General features: G+C 65.0%; 22 protein-coding genes. 6 read left to right on the forward strand and 16 right to left on the reverse strand.

The genetic code is table 11. The annotated features are described in order from the left end of the window. The first annotated feature begins 2 nt into the window (after positions 1-2). Positions 3-335 carry a hypothetical protein gene (locus tag L6Q96_11225; protein ID MCK6555130.1) on the forward strand — a complete coding sequence of 111 codons (333 nt, stop codon included), beginning with the start codon at positions 3-5 and terminating at the stop codon, positions 333-335. Between the two features lie 111 nt (positions 336-446). Here L6Q96_11225 and coaE read toward each other — a convergent pair whose 3' ends face one another. From coaE to L6Q96_11245, 4 genes are all read right to left on the reverse strand, one after another. Then, on the reverse strand, positions 447-1,061 hold the full coding sequence (gene coaE, locus L6Q96_11230; GenBank protein MCK6555131.1) for a dephospho-CoA kinase: 615 nt from the start codon (positions 1,059-1,061) through the stop codon (positions 447-449). Between the two features lie 79 nt (positions 1,062-1,140). After that, positions 1,141-1,527 (reverse strand): hypothetical protein, encoded by a 387-nt coding sequence (locus L6Q96_11235; GenBank protein ID MCK6555132.1) that lies wholly within the window; start codon positions 1,525-1,527, stop codon positions 1,141-1,143. 202 nt (positions 1,528-1,729) lie between these two features. Continuing rightward, positions 1,730-2,014 (reverse strand): HU family DNA-binding protein, encoded by a 285-nt coding sequence (locus L6Q96_11240; GenBank protein ID MCK6555133.1) that lies wholly within the window; start codon positions 2,012-2,014, stop codon positions 1,730-1,732. A gap of 164 nt (positions 2,015-2,178) precedes the next feature. Next, complete coding sequence (locus L6Q96_11245) at positions 2,179-3,495, reverse strand: inositol-3-phosphate synthase (GenBank protein MCK6555134.1); 1,317 nt, start codon at positions 3,493-3,495, stop codon at positions 2,179-2,181. A gap of 133 nt (positions 3,496-3,628) precedes the next feature. Between L6Q96_11245 and nadA the strand changes: the two genes are divergently transcribed. Continuing rightward, on the forward strand, positions 3,629-4,639 hold the full coding sequence (gene nadA, locus L6Q96_11250; protein ID MCK6555135.1) for a quinolinate synthase NadA: 1,011 nt from the start codon (positions 3,629-3,631) through the stop codon (positions 4,637-4,639). Positions 4,640-4,662: 23 nt separating this feature from the next. Beyond that, positions 4,663-5,349 (forward strand): NUDIX hydrolase, encoded by a 687-nt coding sequence (locus L6Q96_11255; protein MCK6555136.1) that lies wholly within the window; start codon positions 4,663-4,665, stop codon positions 5,347-5,349. Positions 5,350-5,434: 85 nt separating this feature from the next. On the opposite strand, the gene L6Q96_11260 is transcribed toward L6Q96_11255, so the two are convergent. The 12 genes from L6Q96_11260 to hemL all read right to left on the reverse strand — a co-directional run bounded on the left by L6Q96_11260 (position 5,435) and on the right by hemL (position 16,336). Further along, on the reverse strand, positions 5,435-6,049 hold the full coding sequence (locus L6Q96_11260) for a histidine phosphatase family protein (GenBank protein MCK6555137.1): 615 nt from the start codon (positions 6,047-6,049) through the stop codon (positions 5,435-5,437). Positions 6,050-6,054: 5 nt separating this feature from the next. Beyond that, a complete protein-coding gene (locus L6Q96_11265; protein ID MCK6555138.1) occupies positions 6,055-7,800 on the reverse strand; it encodes a S8 family serine peptidase in 1,746 nt (581 codons plus the stop codon). 118 nt (positions 7,801-7,918) lie between these two features. After that, positions 7,919-8,410, reverse strand: a complete 492-nt coding sequence (locus L6Q96_11270) for a recombination regulator RecX (protein MCK6555139.1) — start codon at positions 8,408-8,410, stop codon at positions 7,919-7,921. Beyond that, positions 8,364-9,515, reverse strand: a complete 1,152-nt coding sequence (locus L6Q96_11275; GenBank protein ID MCK6555140.1) for a type IV pilus twitching motility protein PilT — start codon at positions 9,513-9,515, stop codon at positions 8,364-8,366. Before L6Q96_11275 ends, L6Q96_11270 begins: the two co-directional genes overlap by 47 nt. Before the next feature lie 14 nt (positions 9,516-9,529). Then, positions 9,530-10,606: a recombinase RecA gene (gene recA / locus L6Q96_11280; GenBank protein MCK6555141.1), complete on the reverse strand. Its 1,077-nt coding sequence runs from the start codon at positions 10,604-10,606 to the stop codon at positions 9,530-9,532. Between the two features lie 13 nt (positions 10,607-10,619). Further along, positions 10,620-11,225, reverse strand: a complete 606-nt coding sequence (gene thpR, locus L6Q96_11285; protein MCK6555142.1) for an RNA 2',3'-cyclic phosphodiesterase — start codon at positions 11,223-11,225, stop codon at positions 10,620-10,622. Positions 11,226-11,263: 38 nt separating this feature from the next. Then, positions 11,264-12,547: a competence/damage-inducible protein A gene (locus L6Q96_11290; protein MCK6555143.1), complete on the reverse strand. Its 1,284-nt coding sequence runs from the start codon at positions 12,545-12,547 to the stop codon at positions 11,264-11,266. Further along, complete coding sequence (locus L6Q96_11295) at positions 12,544-13,011, reverse strand: phosphatidylglycerophosphatase A (GenBank protein MCK6555144.1); 468 nt, start codon at positions 13,009-13,011, stop codon at positions 12,544-12,546. The genes L6Q96_11290 and L6Q96_11295 overlap by 4 nt, the downstream gene beginning before the upstream one ends. Before the next feature lie 135 nt (positions 13,012-13,146). Then, complete coding sequence (gene atpE, locus L6Q96_11300) at positions 13,147-13,458, reverse strand: ATP synthase F0 subunit C (protein MCK6555145.1); 312 nt, start codon at positions 13,456-13,458, stop codon at positions 13,147-13,149. Positions 13,459-13,701: 243 nt separating this feature from the next. After that, positions 13,702-14,421: a F0F1 ATP synthase subunit A gene (atpB, locus tag L6Q96_11305; GenBank protein ID MCK6555146.1), complete on the reverse strand. Its 720-nt coding sequence runs from the start codon at positions 14,419-14,421 to the stop codon at positions 13,702-13,704. A 1-nt stretch (position 14,422) separates the two neighbouring features. Then, a complete protein-coding gene (locus tag L6Q96_11310; protein MCK6555147.1) occupies positions 14,423-14,806 on the reverse strand; it encodes a hypothetical protein in 384 nt (127 codons plus the stop codon). Positions 14,807-15,046: 240 nt separating this feature from the next. Then, the gene (gene hemL, locus L6Q96_11315; GenBank protein ID MCK6555148.1) at positions 15,047-16,336 is read right to left on the reverse strand and encodes a glutamate-1-semialdehyde 2,1-aminomutase; all 1,290 of its coding nucleotides are present in this window, start codon (positions 16,334-16,336) and stop codon (positions 15,047-15,049) included. Positions 16,337-16,645: 309 nt separating this feature from the next. Between hemL and dnaA the strand changes: the two genes are divergently transcribed. The 3 genes from dnaA (at position 16,646) to gyrB (ending at position 21,957) form a co-directional block, all read left to right on the forward strand. Continuing rightward, on the forward strand, positions 16,646-17,980 hold the full coding sequence (gene dnaA, locus L6Q96_11320; protein MCK6555149.1) for a chromosomal replication initiator protein DnaA: 1,335 nt from the start codon (positions 16,646-16,648) through the stop codon (positions 17,978-17,980). 213 nt (positions 17,981-18,193) lie between these two features. After that, positions 18,194-19,306 (forward strand): DNA polymerase III subunit beta, encoded by a 1,113-nt coding sequence (dnaN, locus tag L6Q96_11325; GenBank protein ID MCK6555150.1) that lies wholly within the window; start codon positions 18,194-18,196, stop codon positions 19,304-19,306. Positions 19,307-19,518: 212 nt separating this feature from the next. Beyond that, the gene (gene gyrB, locus L6Q96_11330) at positions 19,519-21,957 is read left to right on the forward strand and encodes a DNA topoisomerase (ATP-hydrolyzing) subunit B (protein ID MCK6555151.1); all 2,439 of its coding nucleotides are present in this window, start codon (positions 19,519-19,521) and stop codon (positions 21,955-21,957) included. Positions 21,958-21,984 lie beyond the last annotated feature (27 nt).

Genomic DNA, 21,984 nt, shown 5'->3' on the forward strand with positions numbered 1-21,984 from the left:
GCATGGCGCGGGGTAGGTTCCTGTCTACGGATACGAGGCCGCGGGCACTCCAGTCGGAGGAGATGCTGCTGCTGGCGGTGTTGGAACAGGCGATTGCAGACCTGGATCATTCGTGTCCGGCGGTGCGAGCCGATGCGGACGCGTACATCTTTTCGTACGATAGCGACTACAGCATGTTCAGCTTCGATTCGGTCTGCGCGTACTTCAAGCTATCGCCCGACGCGGTGCGCGAGGCCCTGCGCGGGCGGCAGCGGCGACCGCGGTCGACGGCGGCCGCTGCGATTGCGGCCGCGGCGGCGGCGCGGATGAACGCCGCGTTCGCCGGCGCTGCCTGAACGGCGAGTGCAGCGCCCCCCGGCGACCGTGGCGGCGGCGCCAGGTGGGGTGCAGGGCGAGCATCGGTTCCCGGCTTTCTCGCCGGGGCGCCGCATTTTGCCCCGTTGCGATTACGTTCGGCAGGGGGAGGCCGTACGGGCCCACAGAGCCCTTACACTTGCTCTGAGATCGTCGAGCGAACCGAAGTTCTCGATCACTCGATCTGCCGCGCCTCGCCGCTCCGCGTCGGTGAGTTGGGCGTCGATGCGAGCCTCGATCTCCGTCGCCTTGAGGCCGCGTTGCGTCGCGACGCGCTCGACCACCGCGCTGCGATTGGCGACGACCAACCACACCTCGTCGACCAGCGACACCCAGTTTGCCTCGACGAGGATGGCGGCCTCGACGACGATCGGCGTCGACGAGCCACTCTGGCGGTAGGCCGCAAGGCGCGCGCCGATCTCCGCACGAATCAGGGGATGCACGATGGCATTGAGTCGGGCAAGTGCCGCGGAGTCGCCGAACACGATGGCGCCCAGCTTGCGGCGATCGATGGTTTGGTCGGGACTTACGATATCCGGGCCAAAGGCGGAAATAACCTGACGCCAACCCTCGGTGTCCGGCCGGTAGACCTCATGCCCCACCGTGTCGGCGTGTATAACACGGGCCCCCAGCTCCTCGAGGATGGCGGCTACGGTACTCTTGCCCGATCCGATACCGCCGGTGAGACCAATGGCTCTTGCCTGCATGGCGGTCGCCCGGATGCGAATCCGGGCCCCGACTCCTCGGCTTCGGCTTCAGCGCCCCGGACCTTATGCCGATCGACCTTCAGCCGGCCGCGGCGGCCGGCGCGTCGTCCAAACGTACCGGTCGCGACTCCGTGTAGTACGGAATCGTTACCGAACGCCGCCGCCAGTTCTGCAATCCGCGGCGCACATAGTCGACATCGATGCTTAGCGTTTCGCAGATGTTCACGAAGGAGAAGTGCCAGGTGCGATCGGTAGCATCGATCCACGCCTGCGCATCCTCGAACAACTGCTGCCCGTGCACGTCTTTGGCAAAAGCGTACTTCTGGTAGCACTCCAGGGCATCTCGCAACACGGCCAGCATCAACCGTCGCGACCCCTCCGCTCCCTTGCTGCCGCGGAAGGTCGCGTAAAACTGAGCCGGTAAGAGGGTATCCGGTTCGAACCAAGCGAACGATCGATCGGTCATCGCCACCCTTTCGTCAGCTACGAGCAGTCCAGCGCATCGTAGTGAAGGCCGGTCCGGCGAGCCAATTAAAACGGTTCGCCGTTGGACGGCGTCGATCTAATCGGAACGTGCGCGAGACCCTGAACGCAGTCACCGTACCTGCGTCGGTGACTGCGTCGCACCCGGAATAACGTACCCCCCAAAGCCGCCTGCGCGGGGGGGGCTACTTCTTTGCGCCGAGCACCGCTTCTTTGAACGCCTTGGCGACCGAGAAACGAACCTTCTTGCGCGCCGGGATCTTGATGGGTGCACCGGTCTGCGGGTTGCGCCCCATGCGCGCCTTGGTCTGCACCTTGCGGAAGGTCCCGAGCTCGGGGATCTTCACCGGCTCACCCTTCTTCACCTGGGCTACGGTCATGCTCACCAGGGTATCGAGCATCTCGCCCGCCTGCTTCTTCGTTACACCTGACCCATCGGCCAACTTCTGCAACAGTTGGGATTTCGTCATCGCCCTTCCTCTCCTCGGGTGTAAGTTTCGACCAGATTCAGCGCATCTTCAATCGGACGTTCGGGCGCTCTATCTGCAACAAGGGTAGCGAGCTGTCAAGCCGAAAGTTGCGTCCGGGGCGCGCCAGATGCGGAGAAATTGCGCGTCCAGGTCGGCCGGTACCTTCAGTCGTAGTACTCGCGGCCAAGGTGGGTGATCAGATCCTCGCCGCGCAGGAAGCGCAGGGTGTTCTTCATTTTCATAAGCTGGATGAAAAGGTCGTGCTCGGGGTAGAGGCCCGGCGCCGTCTGTGGACTCTTGAAGTAGAAAGACAACCATTCCTGAATGCCCCGCAGCCGGGCCCGCTGAGCAAGGTCCAGGAACAGCGCCAGGTCCAGCACCAGCGGCGCCGCGAGAATGGAATCGCGACAAAGAAAGTTGATCTTGATCTGCATCGGGTAGCCGAGCCAACCGAAGATATCGATGTTGTCCCAGCCTTCCTTGTTGTCGCCGCGCGGCGGATAGTAATGAATGTTCACCCGGTGCACGTAGTCGCGGTACAGCTCCGGATACAACTGCTCCTGCAGAATCACCCCGAGCACCGAGAGCTTGCTCTCTTCCTTGGTCTTGAAGCTCGACGGCTCGTCGAGGACTTCGCCGTCGCGGTTGCCGAGGATGTTGGTCGAGAACCACCCGGTCAGTCCCAGCATACGCGCCTTCAGACCCGGAGCGAGAATGGTCTTCATCAACGTCTGCCCGGTCTTGAAATCCTTGCCGCAGATCGCCACTCCCTGCCGGTCGGCGAGCTCGATCATCGCCGGAATATCGACCGTCAGGTTGGGTGCGCCGTTGGCGAACGGGATCCCCAGCGACAGCGCCGCGTAGGCGTACACCATGCTGGGCGCGATCGTCGGGTCGTTGGCTTCCAGCGCCGCTTCGAATGCGGCGAGCGACGCGTGCGCCGGGCCGGGCACGAGAAAGCTCTCGGTGCTCGCGCACCAGATCATGACCAGACGCGTCGCACCGGTGCGCGCACGGAAGTCCTCTATGTCGGCCATCACCTGCTTCGCCAGATCGCGGCCGGTGGCGCCGCACTTGACGTGCACGCCGCGCAAACGCTTGACGTACTCGGGGTTGAACACCCCCGGCCACGGGGCAATCGCCTCGAGCTCGGGTCGTACCTCCTCCAACAGTGCCGGCTCCAGCACCTGTGCCCGCCGCGCCGCCTCGTAAGCGGTATCCGGAAAGATGTCCCAGGCCCCGAACACGAGATCCGGCAGATCGGCCAGGGGAACGAAATCGCGGATCCGCGGGGAGCGCTTCTCGGTGCGCTTGCCGAGGCGAATGGTTCCGAGCTGCGTCAGCGAGCCAACCGGCGTCCCCAGCCCCTTGCGGATCGCCTCGACCCCCGCAATGAACGTCGTGCTCACCGCCCCGAGGCCGACCAGCAGCACCCCCAGGCGCCCCCGCGGCGGCTCGATCCTTACGCCTTCACCGGACATGACCGCCGTGACTTAGTGCAGTCCCCGACCGCCCGCAAGTAGGACCCCATCGCCGCCCCACCCCGCCGCGCAGGGCATTGACCGGACCCACCGCTAAGTGTATTTCGTACGCAAAGAGAGCGGAGGCCAAACCATGACCATGCCCGCCATCGAAAAGACCCCGGCCGAACTGCACGAGCACCTGGCGCCGTTGCAGGAACCGCACGTATACAGCGACGCCACCGGCGCGGACCTCGCCGCCACCATCCACGCGATCCGCGCCCTCAAGCGCGAGCGCCACGCCGTCGTTCTGGCCCACAATTACCAGCGGCCGGAGATCTTCGAGGTTGCCGACTTCATCGGCGACTCCCTCGAACTGGCGCGTCAGGGCACCACCGTCGACGCGGACACGATCGTGTTCTGCGGCGTACACTTCATGGCTGAAACGGCCAAGATCCTCAGCCCAGAAAAGACCGTCCTCATCCCCGATTTGCGCGCCGGTTGCTCGCTCGCCGACAGCGTCACCGCCGACGAATTGGTGGAACGCCGCGACGCCTTGCGGCGCATCTATCCCGATCTCCAAGTCGTCGCCTACGTCAACACCACCGCCGCCGTTAAGGCCGTCGTGGATGTCTGCGTCACCTCCGCCAACGCCGTCCGGCTGGTCAACAACCTGCCGACCAATAACATCCTCTTCGTTCCCGACCGACACCTGGGCGAGTACGTCCAGAAGGAAACCGGCAAGAACGTCATCTCCTGGGACGGCAACTGCTACGTGCACCACCAGATCACGCCCGAAAACATCGCCAGGGTGAAGACCGGGCTGCCCAACCTGAAGGTGCTTGTCCACCCCGAATGCCGGTCCGACGTCGTCGCCCTCGCCGACGCCGTGCTCAGCACGAGCGGCATGGTGCGGTATGCCAGGGAGAGCGCCGCCCACGACTTTCTCGTCGTTACCGAGTGCGGTCTTTCCGATCGCCTGCTGGTAGAGGTGCCGGAGAAGCACTTCTACAAGGCGTGCAAGCTCTGTCAGTTCATGAAGATGATCACCCTCGAAGGTACGCGGCGATCCCTCGAACGCATGGAATACGAAGTCCTGCTCGACGAGCCCGTACGTGCCGCCGCCGAACGTTCGCTACGACGAATGCTCGAGCTGAGCGCGTGAGCGGCGCCCGGAGGCCGGACTGCATGCTCGCCCGGTCAGCCGCGGTGGGGACGGCTCCCGCCACGTCGCCCTCGGTTGCGGTCGACGTTGTCATCTTCACCATCGCGGCGCGCGAACTCTGCATCCTGCTCGTCGAGGTCCGCGGCGGCCCGTTCGCCGGCCGGTGGGCGTTCCCGGGCGGACGGGTTCCCGTCGGCGAAGCCCCCGAAGCGACGGCCACGCGCGAACTGCGCGATCAGACGGGCATCGACGACGTATACCTCGAGCAGCTCCGCACCTTCGGTGACCCGACCCGCGACCCGCAAGCCCACATCGTAGCCGTCGCCTATTTTGCGCTGCTGCCGAACCAGGGGCGCACCGCGGCCGTCAACCCGAAATACCGCCGCCTGCGCTGGCTCCCCGTACACGACCTGCCGCGCCTCGCCTACGATCACAACGCCATCGCCGCCTACGCCCTGGCGCGGCTGCAGGCAAAACTCGAGTACACCAACATCGTCTACAGCCTGTTGCCGGTTGAATTCACGCTCGGCGAACTCCAGGACGTCTACGAGATCATCCTGCGGCGACGGATCGATCGCCGTAACTTCCGCAAGAAAGTGCTGTCGCTCGGTCTGTTGCGGCCCTTGCATCGCCAGCGGCGCGGTCCCCACCGTCCCGCCCAGCTATACGCCTTCACCCGCCGCGAACCGATGATGATCGAGATGCTATGAGCGCGTCGCGCCCCGGGGGGAACCACCAACCGGAGGTCTATGGGTTCGACGGCCTGCGGCCCCGGGGCCCGTTCTCCCGGGGGCTCTATTCATCGTCCTCCAGCAACACCGGCGGCTCGTACACCCCGGCCCGGTGTTCCACCACCACGATGCCGGCGTTGGGGGCGACGCGAGCGGCCTCCCACGACCCGGCGACGAACGCCCACAGGGCGAACATCACGCCGCCGTGACTGACGAGCACCACGTCATCCGCCCCGCTGGATTGCACCAATCGCTCGAAGGCGGGCACGGCGCGCGCATACACGTCGGCAATCGACTCGCCACCCGGAGGACGCCACTCCCAGCGCGGGCCTTCATGGAACGCCGCGTCGTCCAACATCGCCGTGTACGGCCTGCCCGCGAAGACGCCGAAGCTTTGCTCGCAGAACGCCGCCTCAAAATGCACCGCGCAATCGATTTCGCCGGCGATGATCTCCGCCGTTTGACGAGCGCGCGCAAACGGGCTCGCAACCAGGCGCGCCGGTGCACAAAGCGCCCGTATGCGCACCCCGGCGGCGCGCGCCTGTTCGCGGCCGCGCTCGGTCAACGGCACATTGGTATGCTGCGTAAACGTGCGATCGCGGTTACCCTCGCTCTCCCCGTGGCGCACCAGGATGATCCGCGCACGCCCGTTGTCGGGCCGTTCCGTCGGCTGTCGCATGTCCGTCATCGCCGCGGCAAACACCGGAAGCGCAGGCGGTCGTGATCGCGCCGCGGGCCGCCGATGTCGGCTGGCCCAGTCTCTGCGGCCAGCCGCAACCAGCGCGACTTGCCGTCCGCCGCGACCTGGAAAGCCACGGGCGCGGCACATTGTGCCGCCCCGATCGGCGTAGTCGGCAACGCCGCCGTGACGGCCGCCGCGTTAACGGCGTCGAGCGCGTCGCTCGATCGCGACGGATCGGGCCACGCCAGGTTTACGGTAACCACGGGCGCGGTAGCGTCACAGTGGGGGAGGCGCCGGTCCGAGGTGTTGAAACACGCCGTAATCGTGAATTCACAGCGGCCCGCCGTCGGATCGCTGTCGCAGGCGGCGTCATTGTCGGTGCATACGACCCCTGGAGCCGGCCGCGGAACGCCGGACGGCGACGCCGGCAGATGCCAGACGACCAGACAGTCGCTGCGCTTACTGCCGCCGCCAGGCACCAGCATCGTGATGCCGTCGGCCACGGTCATCGCCGACAGAGCGTGAAGCCGCGGGCGTACCAGACCGCTGCGGTGGTCCTCGATCTGTACGTTGCTGGATTCCAGCGCCGATTCGAGCCCGTCGGCAGTGAGCGCCGGATTGCGGTCGAGCAACAGCGCCGCGGTCGCCGTCGCGTGCGGTGTCGCTGCCGATGTGCCGGACATAGTCCTGACGCCGCCCCGGGGTCCCACGGAAACGACGCCGACACCGGGGGCCCAGAGGTCGAGCGGATCGTCGCTGTTGCCGAACGACGCTACCCGGTCCGCCTTGGTCGTAGCGCCGACCGCAATCGCCCCCGCGATACACGCCGGTGCGCTCAGCGCCCCGGCCTGGTAGCCGTTCCCGGCCGCGGCAAACACCAGCACGCCCCGGGCGCGCAGCCAGTCGATCGCACGGGCGAACGCAATCGTAGCCGCATCGGCGTCGTCGCATGCGCCGGTATAAAGCTGCGCGGTTTCCAAACTCATATTCACAGCCTGCACGTCCGGGCGACTTTCGGCAATCCACTCCAGCGCGGCCACCCAATCCGCAAGGGTGCCGTTCAGGGCCGCATCGAGGACCTTGACCGCGACGATCTGCGCGCCGGGCGCCACCCCGACGGGTGCGGCGATGCCTTTCGACACGATGACGCCCGCGACGTGCGGGCCATGAGTATCCGTGGTTACCGCGGCACCCGGGCCGAACTGCCGGCTGCTGCCGTTCGGGCAACAGTTGCCGTCGCAGAAGCAGGCTTCGGCGGCAATGCTGCCGGCCAGATCCGGATGCGTGGGATCGACGCCGCCGTCGAGCACCGCAACGGTAATGCCCCGGCCAATGCTACCGAACGCGTGGACGGTGTCGGCACGGATCAACGGCACGGTGTCGGCAAGGGCTGCACGGCCGCGGGCAACGGGGTCGACAGCGGCGACCTCCGGGTCCGCACGTAACTGCGCCAGTCCGGCCGGCGTTACCGCCGCGGTAAACGCTCCGACCAAGCGCAGCGCGCGCCGGAGGCGGACGGCTCCGGTGTCGCCGCGGGCAAGCACGCGCGCCTGTTGTCCGGCCACCGATCGCCGTCGTCCGACGATGTCACCAAGGGGCACCGCACCGGGCTCGCGCAGCGCGACGAAGACCTCGGTGGTGTCGGCGGCGGCAGACGGCGGATCCTGACCCTGGGCCGGTGCGGGAGGAAAATGCAGCGCGCACAGGTAACCGATCAGGAGCGCACCAGCAGCTGCCCCGTATCGCATCTCTTCCATTCAAGGCAGGCGGGCGCGGTACGTCAAGACGATATCGGTGCCCGGGCTCTGACGTAGGATAGAGGGCCGTCTTCGCGGGTCGGACGAGCAGGTCGCCGCGCCGCGGCGATCAGAAATCGCAGCTCTCCTTTCCGATCACGGCGCAAACCACGTTCACGGGAAATCCCCTCCCCCGCAAGAAGCGGGCGGCGCGGGCACATGCGCGCTTATCGCCGCCGTCGAGTCGGCGCCGGGTCAGCAACGTGCGCGCCCGCGCTTCTTCGTCCGCCACGGCCACCGCGCACGCCGCCGTCTGCAGGTCTTCGGAGACCCCGTGTGCCGTCAGTTCGGCGCGTATCCGTTCGCTACCGAAGCCGCCCCGCACCCGGCGCTCCGCTATCCGAACCGCTACCGCTGCATCGTCGAGGTAGCCGGCAGCAAGCAGTCGCGACACGGCGGCATCGATGGCACCGGCCGGCAGGCCGGCGTCCTCCAGCCGCATCCGCAGGTCGCGTTCGGTATAATCCCGCGCCGCCAGGAACCGTACGGCGCGCTCCCAGGCGGCGGTCTGCGGGTCAGAACCGCTCGATTTCGACCTTGCCTTCGCCGCCCTGGTCTCCACGGCCCTCGAAATCGCTCCACCGACTGTCGCTGGTCGAGGAGATCCCGCGTAGCTTCAGCTCGAAGTCGCCCGGGTTGGCCGCGTTTTTCAGGGCCTCCTCGCGGCTGATCAGCTCCGCTCTGTACAACGCCATCAACGACTGGTCGAAGGTCTGCATGCCGTAGGTGGTATGGCCCTGCGCAATCACCTCGCGCAGGTCGCGCAGTTTCTCCTTCTCGCCAACGTATTCGCGCACGCGCGCCGTCGACACCAGCACCTCGCACGCCGGCACCATACCCTCGCCGTTCGCCCGCGGAATGAGCCGTTGACTGACTATCCCGCGCAGGATGCTCGAGAGAATCAAGCGCACCTGATCGCGCTGATGCTCGGGGAAGACGCTGATTACTCTGGTGATCGTCTCCGGCGCGTCCAGCGTGTGCAGCGTGCTCATGACGAGGTGCCCGGTCTCGGCCGCCAGAATAGCCGTCTCGATGGTCTCCAGGTCGCGCATCTCGCCGACCAGAATCACGTCCGGGTTCTGCCGCATCGCCGCCTTCAGCGCCGCCGGGAAGTTGACCGCGTCGTAGCCCACCTCGCGCTGATTGATGAAACTCAGGCGATCGCTGTGCACGTACTCGATCGGATCCTCGATGGTGATGATGTGGCACCGGCGCGAGGCGTTGATGTAGTCGATCATGGCGGCCAGCGTGGTGCTCTTACCGCTGCCGGTGGTTCCTGTGACGAGCACGAGTCCGCGCCGCTCGTCGGCGATCCGCTCCACCACGGGCGGCAGGTTCAGATCGGCCACCGTGCGGATCTTGTTCGAAATGACGCGGATCACCACGCTCAGGTCGCCGCGCTGGCGGAAGACGTTGACGCGAAAACGTCCGAGCGCGGGCGAGTGGTAGGCGAGGTCGGCCTGGAGGTCGGTGGCGAAACGCTTGCGGTGGTAGTCGTCGAGGATGCTGTCGACCGCCCGCTGCACGGCTTCGTGGGTAAGCGGGTCGGCACCGGGCAGCGGAACGAGATCGGCGTGGACGCGGATGCCGGGCGGTCGTCCGGGCTTCAGCATGACGTCGGACGCACCGGCGCCAACGGCGGCTCCCAGAATCTGATCGAGGTCCATCTCGGCTCCGTCGCTCAGGCGCTACGGGCTCCCTTCTTCGCCTCGGCCCGGGGCGCCTCCGTCTCCGCGGCCACCGGTGCCGGGGCGCCGCCCGCCACCAGTCCGAACCGCGCCCGCACGCGCTCCTCGATCGTGCGTGCCATGTCCGGGTGCTCGCGGAGATACTCCTTCGTGTTCTCCCGGCCCTGACCGATGCGCTCGCCGTCGAAACTGTACCAGGCGCCGCTCTTCTCGACGATGCCGTGCTCCGCTCCCAGATCGACCAGTTCGCCCTCGAACGAGATGCCGGAACCGTAAAGGATGTCGAACTCCGCTTCCCGGAACGGCGGCGCCACCTTGTTCTTGACGACGCGCACTTTGGTGCGGCTCCCGATCACTTCATCGCCCTGTTTGATCGCCCCCGTGCGGCGGATGTCGAGGCGCACTGTAGCGTAGAACTTTAACGCGTTGCCGCCGGTGGTGGTTTCAGGATTCCCGAACATGACCCCGATCTTCATGCGGATCTGGTTGATGAAGATCACAATGGTGCGCGAGCGCGAGATCGTCGCCGTCAGCTTGCGCAAGGCTTGCGACATCAGGCGCGCCTGCAAACCCATCTGCGGCTCGCCCATCTCGCCCTCGATTTCGGCCCGGGGTACCAACGCCGCCACCGAATCGACGACGAGAACGTCGACCGCACCACTACGTACCAGGGTCTCGGCGATTTCCAGCGCCTGTTCGCCGTGGTCCGGCTGCGAGATGAGCAGGTCCTCGCTGCGCACACCCAACTTGCGGGCGTAACCCACATCGAGGGCGTGTTCCGCATCGATGAACGCACCGATGCCGCCGAGGCGCTGCGCTTGTGCGATGATCTGCAGGGCCAGGGTCGTCTTTCCGGACGACTCCGGGCCGTAGATCTCCACTACCCGGCCGCGCGGCACGCCGCCGACTCCCAGCGCCAGGTCGAGGCCGAGCGAGCCCGTCGAGACGACCTCGATGTCGCGGACGTGGCTTTGCTCGCCCAGTTTCATGATCGCGCCCTTGCCGAATTGCTTCTCGATCTGACTGACCGCCAGATCCAGGGCCCGCTCGCGATTTGCGTCCAATGCCATGGTTCGTCTCCTTTTACCCTAATCGGGAATCGTTGACTATCGAGGATGCGAGAGGGACCGTCCAGAGGACGGCGTATTGCGCCCCCTCGCGGTGCAGCAGGCTGCGATAGACGGCGACGGCATTCACAACCGTAGTGCCGAAGTCGTCCTCGCGATGCCGCTCGATGACCTCGGCAAGCGCCGGCCATCCGCGCGTGCCGTTGACCCGGCCGAGGGTGACGTGCGGCGTGAATGCGCGTCCCTCCGCCGCGAACCCCAGCGGCGCCAGTGCGGCTTCCACGCGCGCCGCCAGCTCGGCCAGGCCATCGCCCACGAGGCCCGCCCATACGACGCGCGGGCGCCGCATCGCCGGGAATGCCCCGAGGCCGCGCACCGCCAGGGTCATTGCCGCTACCTCACGCAAGGTCTCGCGCAAAGCCGCGTGTACTTGCGCCAGCAGCGACGGCGCTACCGCCCCGAGGAACTTCAGTGTCACGTGCATCCCGCCGGGGCGAACCCAACGCACGTCGGCGGGTACTCTTGTCAGCTCGGCTTGTAGCCGTCGCAGGTTATCGAGGACCGCGGCATCCAAATCCACCGCCACAAAACTCCGGATGCGCTCCTCGCCCCTGCCGTCCATCCGCCTCGTCCCCGCCCCACGCCGCATCCTCAACTCCCTCATCGCCGCAGGATGCTCACCTCGGTCGGGTCCAACCCGAGCAGGTGGCGACGCAACCAGTCGAGCGCTACCTGCGACGACAGCAACTTCACCCACTCGCGGTTACCCCAGAGCTGGTAGCGTTTGGTGCGCACACGGGTGTTGTCGGCAAGACCGATGCATACCGTCCCGACCGGCTTGTCGGGCGTGCCCCCTTCCGGACCGGCAATACCGGTCACCGCGATGCCGAGGTTCGCGCCGAGCACGTGCCGCACACCTTCTGCCATTTCACCAGCCGTCTCCACGCTCACCGCACCGTAGCGGTCGATCGTTTCGGTGCCCACGCCGAGCACCTTGACCTTCACGTCGTTGGCGTAGGCCACCACACTGCCCCGATAATACACCGAACTGCCCGCAACGGCTGTCAACCGATGGCCCACCAGGCCACCGGTACAAGACTCGGCGACGGCCAGCGTCCGCTCCTGTGCGGTGAGAAGCTGTCCGACGACTGCCTCCATGCTCGTGTCGCCCTCGCCATAGGCGAAAATCCCGATCCGTTGGCGCAGACGCTCGGATAGCTCGACGAGACGTTGCGGGACGAAGTCCGGGTTGCCGTGGACCGTCAGTCGTACGGAGATCTGCGGGAACGCGGCGCGAAAGGCGATGCGACCCTCGGCCGGATCGACCGCGCCCGCGACCAGCTCATCGAGCGCCGACTCACTGATACCGAAGGTCTGAAAGCTGTGACTGAGATACACCTCGTCACTACCGCGCGCCGACCCCAACCACGTGCGTACCAGTTCCTCGAGCATCGGCTTCATCTCCCGCGGCACGCCGGGAAGGACGACGAGGTGTTTGCACCCGTGCGGCGTGTCCAGGTCGAGCCGGAAACCCGGTGCCGTGCCCAGGGCGTTGGGCAGGACCGTGGCGCCCTGCGGAATCATCGCCTGCTTCAGATTGTTTTCCGGCATCACCCGGCCCATCGCCTCGAACATCTGCCGAATACGCGTCGCAACCGCCTCGTCGAGCACGAGAGGACGCCCGATCACGCGAGCTACCGTTTCCGTGGTCAGATCGTCGGCGGTTGGACCGAGACCGCCGGTGGAGACGACAAGGTCTGCCTGCCGCATGGCCGCGTCCCACGCCCATGCGATGCGCTCGGGGTAATCGCCGACGCAGACGATGGCGGTAACGTCGAGGCCGGCCGCTACCAGCCGGTCGGCAATGAAGTTGGCGTTCGTGTCGACGGTGCGGCCGGTGGTCAGCTCATCGCCAGTGCTGAGGATGGCGGCGCGGGCGATCATGCTAGCAATCCGACGGCCATGGCCACGCGGATCAGCAAGTTCGTATAGACACCCGAGACGACGTCATCGAGGACCACGCCCGCGCCACCGGGGAGACGCGCATCGATTGCTCCGGCGGGATACGGCTTGATCACATCGAGCACTCTGAAGACGAGAAACGCAACCAGTGCCGTGGTGAGGTTGGGCGCGAGGAAGAGAGTTGCGGCCAGGTAGCCCACGACCTCGTCGATCACGATCTTGTGGCTGTCGTGTTCGCCGAGGTAGGCGTCGGCACGTCCGGCAACCCATACGGCCAGCGCCACGGCTACCAGGAACAGAAGAACGTAGAGTACGGCCGAGGTCGCGCGGACCTCGTCAAACCACCAGAACAGCGGAATGCCCACCAGACTTCCGAAGGTTCCGGAAGCCACCGGGATGTAGCCGATATACCCGGCACTGGCGACGGCAAGGACGAGGTTGCGCATGGAAGGAGCGCCGATCCTAGTGGCGCTGCGTGGGCGCCGTCAAGGTACCGTCACTTCGGCGCATCAAACGCCGGGAGGGCGAACCGCAGTTCGCCCTCCCGAGTAACGGCGCGTTGCAACCCCGGCGGGCCGCGTTCAGACCTTGCCCTGCAGGAAGAACGCGACCACCAGGGCGTAAATCGCCAGCGCTTCCATGAATGCGATACCGATAATCATCGGCGTCTGGATGCGATCGGCAGCGTTCGGGTTGCGGCCGATGGACTCCATGGCGGCGGCCACCGCACGCCCTTGCCCGAGACCCGCGCCGATACCCGCGAGGCCGACGGCCAAGCCGGCACCAATGGCCACCAGACCACGGTCGGTCGAGTCGCCCTCCGCGGCGAACGCGGGCGCCGCCAGCAGCAGCACGAACGCTGCAAGGCCTAACACTCTCCATACGTTACGCATCGTTTCCGTCCTCCTTCTCTCTAATCTGGGAGCGCGCTTTGGCCACGCCTCTCTGTCCTCCTCGCCACACCTCGGCCGCGCGATCTCCCGATTCTTTTGTGGATCCTCTCAGCGCGGGCTTCGCCCGCAACCCATTGCGGATTGCGGAATGCGGATTGCAGAACTCATGAATCCGTCGTCCGCAATCCGAAATCCGCATTCCGAAATTCTTCGCACCATGCGGCGAACTCGCGAACTAGTAGCTCAGTGGTGGTGCTCTTCCGCCTCATGGTCGCCGTGATGCGCAATGGCGAGCGACAGGTAGATGATGCTGAGAATGGTGAACACGAACGCCTGCACGAGACACACGAAAGCACCGAGGGCGTAGAACACGACCGGCACTACCAGCTTGGTCAGATCCGTGAAGATCGATAAGACCAGGTGGTCTCCCGTCATGTTGCCGAAGAGACGCAAACCCAACGAGACCGGCCGGACCAGATTGTCGATCAGCTCGAGCGGCAGGATCAGCGGCATCAGCCACCAGATCGGTCCGAGAAAGTGTTTCAGATAACCCATGCCGTGCTCGCGAAACCCGAAGCCGTTGTAGAGCACGAACGACATGACGCCGAGCGCGAAGGTTACGTTGAAGTCGCTGGTCGGGGGCGAGAATCCCGGCACCAGCCCGATGAGATTGGCCGCCAAGATGAATAGAAAGAACGTGCCGTAGATACTAACGTACTGGCGCCCCCTAGGGCCGAGCAGCCCCTCGATAAAACCGACGAACCACTCGACGTAGATCTCGAGCGTGTTGCGCGCAGTGAGCGTCTCGTCGGGCACTGCGGGGTCGGTGGCAGCCGCGAGTTTACGGTTCGCAATCCACGCCCACAGAAGCAACCCGAAGACGACCAGCACCGCCGTCGACGTGTGCGGCGCCATGAAGTGCAGCCCGGGGACGGTTGCCACCCAGGAGAAACCGTGTTCCACCTCAATTCACTCCTTTCACCGACATCACCCCTCCCCGCATACCTTCGATGACGCACGCCGCCAGAAGGAGCGTGACGCCAACCGCAAAGCTCATGCCCTCGATCGGCAGCCGCCCCAGTAACGCCGCCACCAAACCGAGGAACAGTCCGAACTTCAAGACGATCGCCCCCACCGCCAATCCGACGCCCCGCCCACCGTCACCCGCGCCACTGCGGTGCACGAACGCGTCGGTCATTACCCGCAGAAGCCAGATGTTGGCACCCATGACCGCCCCACCGAGCACCACGCTCACCGGATCGCCGATACCCGTCGCGGCCGCAACGCCGGCCGTACCGCCCACCAGCCCGATGTGCAGCTTACCCACCCGTGCCAGTGTTGCCTCCATCGCCCCCGTGCGAATTAGACCTCTTCAAGCTCCAAAGCAACCGGTACACCGCCCCACCCATCGCCCCCAGGGTCATGACAAGAGTAAACAGCGGCTCCGTCCCGAGGCGCCGATCGATCCAGTTCCCCACCAGGACCCCCGCCACCACGGTCCCCCCGAACTCGAACCCCACGCCGAGGAAGCGATAGGCGCGTTGCAACCCGCCGTCTCTGCCGCCGCCGAACGAAATCGGTCCTCCCTTTAACCGCCCATCTCCTTGAGCACCGCGGCGGCCGCACGCACGGTTCTGGCGATGTCGTCGTCGCCGTGCGCCAGTGAGACGAACGCCGCTTCGAACTGCGACGGCGGCAGGTAGATACCCCGGTCGAGCATGCCCCGAAACCAGCGCGCGTACCGCTCGGTGTCGCACCGCCGGGCGGCGGCCGCACTGTCGACCGCCGGCGTGCCGAAGAAGATGGTCCACATCGACCCGACCCGGTTCACGCACGCCACCAGCTTCGCCCGAACAATGGCATCTCGCAGACCTTCCTCGAGCGCCGCACCCAGCGCCTCGAGCCGGGCGTACGTCCCCGGGGCCGCCAGTTCCTTTAGCGTTGCCGTTCCCGCCGCAACCGCCAGCGGATTTCCGGACAGCGTGCCGGCCTGGTAGACAGGGCCCAGCGGCGCCAGACGTTCCATAACGTCCCGCCGGCCCCCGAACGCCGCCAGGGGCAGCCCCCCACCGATAACCTTCGCCAAACAGGTCAGGTCTGGCCGGACGCCGTAAAGCGTCTGTGCCCCGCCATAGGCCACACGGAATCCCGTCATTACTTCGTCGAAGATCAACAGGCTGCCGCTGGCCGTGCACAGCGACCGTACTCCCTCCAGGAAGCCGGGATCCGGCGGAATCACCCCCATGTTGCCGACCACCGGCTCGATGATGACCGCGGCTAGATTGCGACCTTCGGCTGCCAGGTAGGTTTCCAGCATCGGCAGGTCGTTCACCTCGGCCACCAACGTCAAGCTGGCAAGCGCTTCGGGTACCCCGGCACTGTCGGGTACACCGAAGGTCATCGCACCCGAGCCGGCTCGTACGAGCAGGGCGTCGACGTGTCCGTGATAGCAGCCCGAGAACTTGACGATCTTGGAGCGACCAGTGAAGGCCCGCGCCAGCCGAATGGCACTCATCGCGGCCTCGGTTCCGGAGCTGACGAGTCGCACCATCTCCACCGACGGCAGCGCACCCACAAGGATTTCAGCCAGCTCGACTTCGCGCGCGGTCGGCGCGCCGAAACTGGTCCCGTCCTGCATCGCCGCAGCGACGGCCGGCAACACTGCCGGATGCGCGTGGCCGAGAATCAGCGGCCCCCAGGAGCCCACGTAGTCGAGGTATGAATTGCCGTCCGCGTCCCAGACCGTCGCGCCACTGCCCCGCTGCACGAACACGGGCTTACCGCCGACGGCTGCCCACGCGCGCACGGGGCTGTTGACGCCACCCGGGATCAGGCGCACGGCGCGCTCGAAGAGCTTTTCCGAGGTCTCGGTTTTCAGCATGCGCCACCGGCAAGAACGGCCGGCGCTGGGGTACCACCGGCCCCGGCGAGCGTCAACGGGCAGGCACTCACAAGTTTGTTGCAGCGGGCGGCGAAAACGTATAGACAGGCGGTCCTCCGCTGACCGGCGGGGGGACAAATTCAGCCGTACCGCCGCATCACGTGATGGAGTTGCGCCCGCGATGCTTGCCCGTGCACCCGGGGTGGATAACCTGTTAACTCCTCGGGGCCAGTGCGCGCATCGTTCGAAAAACACACGGATTTCGCTTGCATGACCGGTTGTGGATAACCTACGGGTACAGCCCCCATGGAGCAGGCCTGGCAGCGCTCGATCGACCTTCTGCGGGACCGCATCGACCCTGACGATTACGATGCGTTTATTCGCCGCCTGCGGCCGGTTGCGGTTCGCAATCGCAACGTGCTGGTCGAAGCGCCCAATCGGCACGCTGTCGACCTGATCAGCGACCGCTACCTCGGCATTATCGAAGAAGTCGTGTCGCAGGCCTTCGGCTCGCCCGTGCGCGTGCTCTTACAGCCGCCGGCCGCTGTACAGCAAGAACTCTTTCCCTTATCGGTGCCGGCCGCCGCGCCGACCCCGGCGGCCCGCAATCGTCGCCTCTCCGGCCTGAACGAGAAGTTCACCTTCGACACCTTCGTCGTCGGCGGGAGCAACCAGTTCGCCCACGCCGCGTGCAAGGCCGTCGCAAGCTTGCCCGGTGACCATTACAATCCGCTGTTCCTGTACGGTGGCGTCGGTCTCGGCAAGACCCACCTCGTCAACGCCATTGGCAATCAAATTCTCGATCGCGACCCCGACCGACGGGTGCTCTACCTCTCGTCGGATTCGTTCATGAACGAACTCATCAACGCCCTTCGCCGCGATCGGATGGACGAGTTCAAGACGCGTTTCCGTCGCATCGACGCCCTGATCGTCGATGATGTTCAGTTCCTTGCCGGCCGCGAGCGCACTCAGGAGGAGTTCTTTCATACCTTCAACTCCCTCTACGAGGCCCGGCGCCAGATCGTCCTGACCTCCGACAAGTTCCCCAAGCAGATTCCCGAACTCGAAGAGCGGTTGCGCAACCGCTTCGAGTGGGGCCTCATTGCCGACATTCAGCCACCCGATGTCGAGACGCGGGTGGCCATCGTGCAGAAGAAGGCCGAGTTGGAGCATATCGATCTGCCCCATGACGTCGCCATGTTTCTGGCCACCAATATCGACTCGAACGTGCGCGAACTCGAAGGTTCCCTGACGCGACTGGGTGCGTTCGCTTCGCTTAACAAGTGCGAAATCAGTGTCGACTTCGCCCGTCACCTCCTGCAGCACATCATTCGCGAACGACCGGTTGCCATGACCATCGAACTCATTCAGAAGGTCGTTTGCGAATTCTACCGCCTCCGCCCCGCAGACCTGCGCTCGAAGAAGCGCAGTCGCTCGATCGCCGTGCCCCGCCAGGTCGCGATGTTTCTCTGCCGGAAGCACACCACGGCGTCGTTCCCCACCATCGGCGAGCGCTTCGGCGGGCGTGACCACTCCACGGCTATCCATGCCACGCAGGTGGTCGAGTTACGGTTGAAGGACGATCCAACCTTCCGTGCGACGGTTGAACGCATCGAGCGCATGTTGGAAAAGGGTGAGTGAACGTGGGGAGGAAGTGTGGAGAAATGTGAGGTAGTTGTGGAGAACCCGGTCGCCGCCCCGATTATCTCCCGCCGACACCCCCGCTTCTCCACGGCCAGGGAACGCGGATACCCGCGCCGGCACAGGCTATTCACATTTCCACAGGCCCTACGACGACTACGGTTTCTTTTTTCTCTAATCAAATACAGAAGAAAGAAGGGCGGGTAGAGAGACATGGATTTCTCGATCACGCGCGAAGAGTTGCTGCACGGTTTGCACCTAACGCAGGGGATCGTGGAGCGCCGAACCACCATCCCGATCCTCGCCAACGTACTGCTCGAATCGACCGGCGGGGGCGTCCTGATCGCCGCTACGGATCAGGAAGTGGGAGTGCGGCGACGCTGCAATGCCAAAGTGAAGAAGAAGGGTGCGTTGACGACCAGTGCGCGCAAGCTTTACGAGATCGTTCGCGAATGCCCGGAGGGAGACATCGAACTCCGCACACTGGAGAACAACTGGATCGAGGTGGCGTCCGGCAAGACGATCTTCAAGATAGTGGGTCTCGATCCCAAGGAATTTCCGGCCATGCCCGGGGCACCGACGGGTAAAGATGCGGGAGCGACGGTGGTTCCTGTCGCATTGTTGCGCGAGATGATCGAGCGCACCCAGTTCGCGATGTCCATCGATGATGGCCGTCTCAACCTCAACGGCATTCTTTTCGAGCGACCGGAGGCAGGCAAGTTGCGCCTGGTGGCTACCGACGGCCACCGCCTGAGCATGGTGACCCGACCAGTGGAAGAGTGCCCCGAGGGCGCGGGAGTAATTGTACCCCGCAAAGGGGTTTCCGAGATTTCCAAGGTGATCGAAGGCGGTGACGAACCGATTACGCTCACGATGGCGGATAATCTGGTGCACGCACAGCGCGCCGGGGTAGACCTTTCCATCCGTCTGGTCGAGGGTGAGTTCCCGGATTATCGCCAGGTGGTTCCGGAACGGTCGGAGCGTCGCATGCAGATCGTGGCGGAGGAATTGCTGGCGGCGTTGCGGCGCGTCTCGGTGGTGTCGAGCGAACGCACGCGCGGTGTCAGGATGCAGTTGAACGGGGAGCGCCTCGAGGTCTCGTCGGTGAACCCCGACCTCGGTGAAGCTACCGAGGAGATGTCGGTCGAATACGACGGCGCACCGTTCAGCATCGGGTTCAACGTCAAGTACTTCATCGACGTGCTTGGAGTTCTGGCGCCCGGAACTCATGTGGAAGTCGTCTTCAACGACGAGGTAAGCCCGGCAGTGGTGCGCTGTGAGGGTGACCCGGGGTTCGTCTACGTGATCATGCCGATGCGGTTGTAAAGCGGTATCTTCCGAACGCTACTCAGCGTCCCGGCAACGGCGCCGGCAAGAGTTTTGACAGGGGTCGTAACCGGGGCCAGAAACAGCGCCGCGAAAGCGTTGTAAACCCCTGAATTTTAATGGAATTTAAGTTGTGAGGCGCCTTGTTGTTCGGGACCCGTTCTGCTACCATCCGCGCGTCTTGACGAACGCCTTCTAGCACGGGACTCAGCGTGGAATCTCAGCCAGGTGACGAACAGCAACCCGGGGAATACGGGGCCAGCCAGATCAAGGTTCTCGAGGGGCTCGAGGCGGTTCGCCGGCGCCCCGGTATGTACATCGGGGACACGAGCGAGCGGGGGCTCAATCACTTGGTCTTCGAGGTCGTCGACAACTCGATCGACGAGGCGCTTGCCGGATATTGCGACAAGATATCCGTAACTTTGCGAATCGACGGCAGCGTCACGGTCGACGACAACGGCCGCGGTATACCGGTCGAGATACACCGTGAAGAGGGCGTCTCGGCGGTAGAGGTGGCGCTGACCAAACTCCACGCGGGCAGCAAGTTCGACAAGGAGGCGTACCGCGTTTCGGGCGGCTTGCACGGTGTCGGCGTGTCCGTGGTCAATGCCCTGTCGGAGTTCCTCGAAGTCGAGATCAAGCGCGACGGCAAAGTCTACAGCCAACGCTACCAGCGGGGGAAACCCGACGCGCCGCTGAAGGAAATCGGCACCACCCAGCAGCGCGGTACTAAGGTAACCTTCAAGCCGGACCCGCTCATCTTCGAGCAGGTCGACTTCAGCTTCGACATCCTCTCGCAGCGCCTGCGGGAACTTGCGTTTCTCAATCGCGGCGTGCGCATTGCGATCGACGACCAGCGTTCCGAGAAACAGCACGAGTTCCTGTACGAAGGCGGCATCGAGGAGTTCGTCCGTCATCTGAACCGGACCAAGACGCCGATCCATCACGATGTCGTTTATCTGCGCGGCCAACGCGAGGGGCTCGATGCCGAGGTCGCCATGCAGTGGAACGAGGGGTACACGGAGAGCGTTTACTCCTTTGCCAACAACATCAACACCATCGAGGGCGGCACCCACGTCGTCGGGTTCAAGGCGGCGCTGACACGGACCGTCAATACCTATGCGGCGAGCAGCGGCCTCGTAAAAAAAGACGCCGAAGCTCTGCAGGGAGAGGACATCCGCGAGGGGCTAACGGCCGTCATCAGCGTGAAGGTGCCCGAGCCGCAGTTCGAAGGGCAGACGAAGACCAAGCTCGGCAACAGCGAGGTCAAGCGCCTCGTCGAGACTCTGGTCAACGAGCACCTCGGCAACTACCTGGCGGAGCATCCTACCGATGCCCGCCGAATTGCGGTGAAGGCGCTCGACGCGGCGCGCGTACGCGAGGCAACGCGTAAGGCGAAAGAACTGGCACGACGCAAAGGCGCCCTCGACTCCGGGTCGCTGCCGGGAAAGCTCGCCGATTGCCAAGAACGTGATCCGGCGCGCTCGGAGCTGTTCATCGTCGAGGGGGATTCCGCCGGTGGCTCGGCGAAGCAGGGCCGCGACCGCAGCAATCAGGCGATCCTGCCACTGCGGGGCAAGATACTCAACGTCGAGCGGGCGCGCTTCGATCGCATGATATCGTCCCAGGAAATACGCCTGCTCGTGACCGCACTCGGGACCGGCATCGGCAAGGAGGACCGCGACCTCGGCAAGCTGCGTTACCACACGATCATCATCATGACCGACGCAGACGTCGACGGGTCTCATATCCGCACCCTGCTCCTCACGCTGTTCTACCGCCAGTTCAAGGAGCTCATCGAAAGCGGTCACATCTTCATCGCCCAACCGCCCCTCTACAAAGTCAAGAAGGGCAAGTCCGAACGGTACCTGAAGGACGATGCCGCGATGGAAGACCATCTCATTGCTCTCGGCACCGAGGACATCATCCTGCGTGCCGAGGGCGGCGGCCAGGCGGTCACCGGGCTCCCCCTGAAGAACGTCGTCAAGAAAGTGCTGCGCGTCGAGCGCATTCTCGATCTCGTCGAGCGACACCACAAGAACCGCGAAGTGGTCGCTGCGGTGGTCCGCGATGGCCGTCTCGAAAGCGGCCTGCTGGCCGATCGCGAGGCCTTGCGAAGCGTGGCCGAGGCGATCCGCCAGCGCCTGCAGATATCGGCCCCCGAGCTGGCGCCGCTGCGCATCGACATCGCCGACGATCCGGAGCATGCCTGCGGCAAGCTCGAAGTGCGCAGCCGTATTAACGGCGGTAGCCAGGTGACCGTTATTGACCGGCAGTTTTGCCTCACCCCGGAATTCGAGGAGCTGCGCAGGCTGTTCAACGAACTGCGCGCCCTCGGTCAGCCACCGTTCGTCATCGACAACGGCGACAAGACCAATACCACGCAGACGCTGCGCGAGGCCGTACGCCTCGTCATCGAAGATGCCCGCAAGGGCCTCGACATACAGCGCTACAAGGGCCTCGGCGAGATGAACCCCGAACAGCTCTGGGCGACCACGATGAACCCGGAGACGCGAACCCTGCTCCAGGTCAAGATCGAGGATGCTTACGAGGCGGACCTGATCTTCTCGACCTTGATGGGCGACGAAGTCGAACCGCGCCGCAAGTTCATCGAGGATAACGCCCTTAACGTGCGCAACCTGGACGTCTAGCCCGGTCCCATCGGTACCCACGAATCG

This window comes from Candidatus Binatia bacterium (assembly GCA_023150935.1).
GTDB lineage: Bacteria > Desulfobacterota > Binatia > HRBIN30 > HRBIN30 > JAKLJW01.